Raw genomic sequence first — 6,495 nt, 5'->3', positions numbered from 1 at the left:
AACGGCGGCGAAGCCGCCGCGTTGGGCCCCCGCGGGCCGCCGCCCGCGCGCAGCGCGCACCCCCGCGCGGCAGCGGGACAAAGGGCGGGTGGGTGGGGGAAAACCCCCCGGCCGTCACAGCACCGGCAGGTTCTTCCGGAGTTCGAACGCCGTGACCTCCGACCGGTACTCCTCCCACTCCTGCCGCTTGTTCCGCAGGAAGAAGTCGAAGACGTGCTCCCCCAACGTCTCCGCCACCAACTCGCTCCGCTGCATGAGTTGAATCGCCTCGCCCAGATTCTGCGGCAGCGGCTCGATGCCGAGGGCGCGGCGTTCGCGGTCGGTGAGGGCCCAGACGTCGTCCTCCGCGCCGGGCGGCAGTTCGTAGCCCTCCTCGACACCCTTGAGGCCGGCGGCCAGCAGCAGGGCGTAGGCCAGGTACGGGTTGCAGCCGGAGTCCAGGGAGCGGACCTCGATCCGGGTCGAGCCGGTCTTGCCCGGCTTGTACATCGGGACCCGGATCAGCGCCGAGCGGTTGTTGTGGCCCCAGCAGATGTAGGAGGGGGCCTCGCCGCCGGCGCCCGCGGGGCGCTGCGCGCCGCCCCAGATGCGCTTGTAGGAGTTGACCCACTGGTTGGTGACGGCGGAGATCTCGCCCGCGTGGCGCAGCAGTCCGGCGATGAAGGAGCGGCCGACCTTGGAGAGCTGGTACTCGGCGCCGGTCTCGTGGAAGGCGTTGCGGTCGCCCTCGAAGAGGGAGAGGTGGGTGTGCATGCCGGAGCCGGGGTACTCCGAGAACGGCTTGGGCATGAAGGTGGCCTGGACGCCCTGTTCGAGCGCGACCTGCTTCATCACCAGCCGGAACGTCATGATGTTGTCGGCCGTGGAGAGCGCGTCGGCGTAGCGGAGGTCGATCTCCTGCTGGCCGGGGGCGCCCTCGTGGTGGGAGAACTCGACCGAGATGCCCATGGACTCCAGCATGGTGATGGCCTGGCGGCGGAAGTCCATGCCGATGTTCTGGGGGGTGTGGTCGAAGTAGCCGGAGGAGTCGGCCGGGGTGGGGCGGGAGCCGTCGACGGGCTTGTCGTTGAGTAGGAAGAACTCGATCTCGGGGTGGGTGTAGAAGGTGAATCCGAGGTCGGAGCTCTTGGCCAGGGCGCGCTTGAGGACGTAGCGCGGGTCGGCGTACGAGGGTGAGCCGTCCGGCGTCAGGATGTCGCAGAACATCCGTGCGGTGCCGGGGGATTCGGCGCGCCAGGGCAGTATCTGGAAGGTGCTCGGGGCCGGCTTGGCGATCATGTCGGACTCGTGGACGCGGGCGAAGCCCTCGATGGCCGAGCCGTCGAAGCCGATGCCTTCGTCGAAGGCCTGTTCCAGCTCGGCGGGCGCCACCGCGACCGACTTGAGGAAGCCCAGGACGTCGGTGAACCACAGCCGCACGAACCGGATGTCCCGCTCCTCCAGCGTGCGGAGCACGAACTCCTGCTGCTTCTCCATTTCCACCCATCCTCGCTGGTCAGACGGCTCTGTCCCCGGGCGCGGGGCGCGGGGCTCCTGAGCATCCCATCACAGGATTTCCGCGGCGTTGCGCATGCGCGACCGGTCGGCCCGGCCGTCCCCGCCGTCCTCCATTCTGGGGCACGTTCCGGAGGCGGAGCGGCCAAGCTTTGGCCATGAATATACGGGGCGAATTTCACTCCTGAGTGAACTCGAAACCGCTGGTCAGCAACGTCTCGGTCGACGGCGTACGCCCCCGGGGCGGGCTGGCGGCTGCCCGATCGGGGGAGCTTTCCGCAACTGCCTGCGGCACGCGCCCGCGGCCCTCTACCCTCCGGTGTCACAAAGCGAGTCGTGGCCGCTACGGCCCGTCGTCGCCGCGTATATGTCAGCGGCAAGCGCCCTGAGCAGTGAGCCTGAGCAGTGAGCAAGTCGTCAGCCGTCCGCCGTCCGGCCAGTGAGGATGCCCGTGAGGATGCCCGTGGTGCGTGCCGATTCTTTACCGCCCGTCCGCCGGGGCGGCCCGCCGTCCCGCGGTTGGCTGCTGCTGCCGGCGCTGGTGGCGTCGTGCTCGCTCGCCGCCGTGCTGCTCGCGCCGGGCGACGCGCGCCTCCCGGTGCTGTGGTGCGCCGCCGCCGCGACGCTGGCGATCGCGGTCACCTGGGGTGAGACGGCGCGGCGCGGGCGGGCCGTCCACCGGCTCGGGCAGAAGGTGGGCCAGCAGTTGGCCGACGCCGAGCTGGTCGCGTACGACCTGCTGCCCGCCGCGCTCGACGAGCTGAAGCGGGGCAACCTGGAGGGGGACGTGATGCCCGACATCCCCGACTCGGCCTCCGACCCCCGGCTGGCCAGGGCGCATCGGGCGATGGTCCACTCCATCGTCGACGTGCTGCGCGAGAAGGAGCTCCAGCGCGACTCGGCCAAGCGCGCCATCGTCAACATCGCGTGCCGCATCCAGTCCGAGATCCACCGGCTCCAGGACGACGTCGGCAAGATGGAGTTCCGGCACAACGACCCGGACGTGATGAGCGACCTGATGCGCCTGGAGCACGGCATCAACGTCACCGGCCGCTTCGCCACCTCGCTCGCCGTGCTCGGCGGCGGCGCCCCGGTGCGCCGCTGGGAACACCCCATCACCCTCTACGACGTGATGCGCGCCGGCGCCGGGCCGATCCGCGAGTACCTGCGGGTCAAGCAGCACCACGTGATCGACTGCGGCATCCACGGCCACGCCGTCGAGCCGCTGATCATGGTGCTCGGCGAGCTGCTCGACAACGCCACCCGCTACTCGCCGCCCAGCTCCGAGGTGATCATGAACACCGAGGAGGTGGCCCTCGGCATCGAGATCTCCATCGAGGACAAGGGCACCGGGCTCACCGGCGAGTCCCGCCGCCGCGCCGAGTTCCTGCTCCAACAGGGCGTGGACGGCCTCGACCTGGAGGACCTGGGCGAGACGGCCAGGGTCGGGCTGCGGGTGGCGGGCATCATGGCCGGCCACCACGGCGCCCGGATCTCGCTGCGCCCCTCCACCTGCGGCGGGGTGCGGGCCGTGCTCTTCATCCCGAACGACCTGATCACCCACACACCCCCGCCGCCCTACGAGTTGCCGCCGCTGCGCCCGGCCCCCCGCTGGCCGGTCAGGCAGCCGGTGGAGCCCTCCCTCTACGGCGACGACGAGGACGACGGCGGGTACGGGTTCCTGCTCGGCGGCGGTGACGAGGAGCCGGAGTACGAGCGGGCGGCCAACGGCCTGCCGCAGCGCCGCCGTCCGATCCCGCGCGGCAGGTCGGGCTCCGACGCGCCGCCGCCCCAGGGAGGGCCGCCGCCGCCCGTCGGCGCGGCCGCCGACCCGGCGGCGGGTGAGTCGCCGCCCGCGCCGGGGCTCTGGGTCGACTCGTTCTTCGAGGGCCTGCGCCGCCACGACACGGAGCACGCGGCCACCGGCACGGAACCGCCGCAGGGCCCGGCCCCCCGGCACCGGCGGGGAGACGGCCGGTAGGCCGCGGCGCCAGCCGGCGGCACACCCGCACCAAGACCGCCACACACAGCCTCGGAATCAAAGGGTGAGAGCACGTGACACAGCGTCGGTTCAAGGACATGGACTGGATGCTCAGGGACCTGGCCGCCAGCGTGCCTGGCATCCGGCACATCGTGTTGCTGTCCGCGGACGGGCTGTGCATGGCCCAGCACGGCAGCGAACAGGAGAGCCGGGACAGCGGCGACCGGATCGCCGCCGCCGCCTCGGGCATCAAGAGCCTGGCCCAGTCGATCGCCCGGGAGTTCCCGCGCGACGACGGGGACATCAGGATGGTGCTGCTGGAGTTGAGCGGCGGCTACTTCTACCTGATGTCGGCCGGCGAGCGCTCCTACCTGGCGGTGACCGCGGAGGGCCGGGTCGACCCGGGACTCGTCAGCCAGCGCATGCGCGACCTGGTGCTGCGCATCGGCGAGCACCTGTCGAGCGCCCCGCGCACGCCTGAACAGGCGGCTCCGTGACCGGCGTCACCGACCCCACCGAGCCGTCCGGGATCGGCGGCCGGCGGAGCCGCCGCCCGCGCCGGGGCGGGGCCGCCGGGCGCGCGGTCCCGCTCTACATCGTCACCGGCGGCCGGAGCGAGTCGGGGGACGACCTCGACTCCTTACTCCTGGATCTGGTCACGCTCGTCGTGGCCCGATCCACCGCCCCGGACGCCGGCCACTCCCCCGAGCACGCCGCCCTGCTGCGGGTCTGTCAGCACCCCATCTCCGTGGCCGAGATCTCCGCCCACCTCGGCCTGCCGTTCAGCGCGGTCACCGTCCTGCTCAAGGACCTGCGGGCGGACGGCCTGGTGGAGCTGAGGCACACCCGCGAGGCGCAGCGGCAGGCCGCCGCCGATCCAGACATCGAGACCCTGAAGGCGTTGATCGATGGACTACAACGACTCTGACCCCGCGCCGGGGCCCGGCCTCGGCCCCCGGGACGAGGACCTGCTGCCCACCTCGGCCGAGCAGTCGGTCAAGGTGGTGATCGTCGGCGGATTCGGCGTCGGCAAGACGACCATGGTCGGCGCGGTCAGTGAGATCCGCCCGCTCACCACCGAGGAGACCATGACCCTCGACGGGGTCGGCGTGGACGACCTGGGCGGCGTCGAGACCAAGACCGAGACCACCGTGGCCATGGACTTCGGCCGGGTCACGCTCGACGAGCGGCTGGTGCTCTACCTGTTCGGCACCCCGGGCCAGCAGCGGTTCTGGTTCCTGTGGAACGGGGTGCTCGAAGGCGCGCTCGGCGCGGTGGTGCTGGTGGACACCCGGCGTCTCGAGGACTGCTTCGCCGCCATGGACCGCCTGGAGGAGGGCGGCGTCCCGTTCGTCGTCGCGATCAACACCTTCCCCGACGCGCCCGTCCACCCGGAGGGCGACCTGCGGGCCGCGCTCGACCTGCCAGGACACGTCCCCCTGGTCAGCTGCGACGCCCGCCGGCTCGACTCGAGCCGCGACGTGCTGCTGACGCTGCTGCGCTTCCTGTACCGCAACGTCGCCGGCGCCACCCCCGCCGTTCCCCCCACCGCCGCCGTCCCCGCGGCCGAACCTTCCCCGTCCCCGTCCCCGCCCTCGCCCCCGGTCGCCCACGCGGTGGCCGTGCCCAGCTCCGTCGCCCGTCCGCACCCATCGGAGGCACCGTGACCAGGCCGTCGCCTGACCCGTCCCCCACCGGCCAGCCGGCCGGCGGGCTGACCGCCGCCGTCCCACCGCCCGGCTGTCCCGCCCACGACCCGGGTCCCGGCGGGGTGCACCGGCTGTACGGTCCCGTCGCCTCGGCCGACCCGTTCGGCCTCTACGAGCAGCTGCGCGCCGAGCACGGCTCGGTCGCCCCCGTGCTGCTCGAGGGCGACGTGCCGGCCTGGCTGGTGCTCGGCTACGCGGAGATCCTCGAAGTGACCCGCAACCCGCGCCGGTTCAGCCGGGACGGCCGCAACTGGGGCGAGTACCGCGCCGGTCGGGTGAGCCCGGCCTCGGCCATCGCGCCGGTCCTGCTGTGGGGGCCGGACTGCACCCACCAGGACGGCGAGGTGCACCAGCGGCTGCGGGCCGCCCTCAACCAGAGCCTCGACCGCTTCGACCGGCGCGGGCTGCGCCGCCATGTGCAGCGCCACGCCCACCAGTTGATCGACCGGTTCACGGCCGACGGGCAGGCCGAGATCCTCGCGCAGTACGCCCAGCAGCTGCCGATGCTGGCCCTGACCACCGTGCTCGGGCTGCCCGAGGAGGAGGGGCCGCGGCTGGTGCGGGCCAGCCGTCAGCTGCTGATCGGCACCGAGAAGGCGGTCACCGCCGACCAGTACATCCAGCGCACGCTGCGGGAGTTGGTGGCGCGCAAGAGCACGGATCCCGGCCACGACCTGGCGTCCTGGCTGCTCGCCCACCACGGCGACCTCTCCGACGAGGAGGTGGTCCACCACCTGCGTCTGGTGATGGTCGCCGGCAACGAGACGACCACCAACCTGATCGTCAACACCCTGCGGGTGGTGCTGACCCACCCCAGGTTCCGCGGCTCGCTGCACGGCGGCCGGATGACGCTGCCGGCGGCCGTGGAACAGGTGCTGTGGGACGAGCCGCCGATCTCGGTGTGCCCGGGCGGCTTCGCCACCCAGGACGTGGAGTTGGGCGGCCAGCACATCAGGGAGGGCGACGTGTTACTCCTGGGGCTCGCGGCGGCCAACGTCGACCCGGCCGTGCGGCCGGCGCCCGGCGCGCCGATGCACGGCAACCGCTCCCATCTGGCGTTCACCAGCGGGCCGCACGAGTGCCCGGGGCAGGACATCGGCCGGGCCATCACGGGCACGGCGATCGAGGTGCTGCTCGGCCGGCTGCCCGACCTGCGGCTGACGACCGAGGCCGACGACCTCAGCTGGTCCTCGTCGACGTGGTCCCGCCACCTCGACGCGCTGCCCGTGATGTTCTCGCCCCGCGCGCCGCGGCCCCCGGCCGGCCCCACGGTCGGGCCGGCGGCCGGCCCGACCCCGGAGCCGCCGCCCG

General features: G+C 72.7%; 5 protein-coding genes and 1 pseudogene. 5 read left to right on the top strand and 1 reads right to left on the bottom strand.

Translation table 11 applies throughout. The features are described from left to right. Positions 1 to 114 precede the first annotated feature (114 nt). Positions 115 to 1,476 carry a type I glutamate--ammonia ligase gene (glnA, locus tag ACYVPE_RS38840; protein ID WP_461038557.1) on the bottom strand — a complete coding sequence of 454 codons (1,362 nt, stop codon included), beginning with the start codon at positions 1,474 to 1,476 and terminating at the stop codon, positions 115 to 117. A 475-nt stretch (positions 1,477 to 1,951) separates the two neighbouring features. Between glnA and ACYVPE_RS38835 the strand changes: the two genes are divergently transcribed. The 5 genes and pseudogenes from ACYVPE_RS38835 to ACYVPE_RS38815 form a co-directional block, all read left to right on the top strand. Further along, on the top strand, positions 1,952 to 3,475 hold the full coding sequence (locus ACYVPE_RS38835; RefSeq protein ID WP_461038556.1) for an ATP-binding protein: 1,524 nt from the start codon (positions 1,952 to 1,954) through the stop codon (positions 3,473 to 3,475). 98 nt (positions 3,476 to 3,573) lie between these two features. Next, on the top strand, positions 3,574 to 3,972 hold the full coding sequence (locus ACYVPE_RS38830) for a roadblock/LC7 domain-containing protein (protein WP_461038559.1): 399 nt from the start codon (positions 3,574 to 3,576) through the stop codon (positions 3,970 to 3,972). Between the two features lie 32 nt (positions 3,973 to 4,004). Then, on the top strand, positions 4,005 to 4,403 hold the full coding sequence (locus tag ACYVPE_RS38825) for a DUF742 domain-containing protein (protein WP_461038558.1): 399 nt from the start codon (positions 4,005 to 4,007) through the stop codon (positions 4,401 to 4,403). Beyond that, positions 4,384 to 4,986, top strand: a pseudogene (locus ACYVPE_RS38820) (GTP-binding protein); the annotation flags it as partial. The gene ACYVPE_RS38825 and the pseudogene ACYVPE_RS38820, both read left to right, overlap by 20 nt. A gap of 152 nt (positions 4,987 to 5,138) precedes the next feature. Then, the coding region (locus ACYVPE_RS38815; RefSeq protein WP_461038555.1) for a cytochrome P450 at positions 5,139 to 6,495 on the top strand (1,357 nt) is incomplete at its 3' end.

The organism is Streptomyces mayteni (assembly GCF_054783955.1).
The sequence above is the reverse complement of the archived record's forward strand: the minus strand, read 5'-3'. Positions and strand labels throughout refer to the sequence as shown.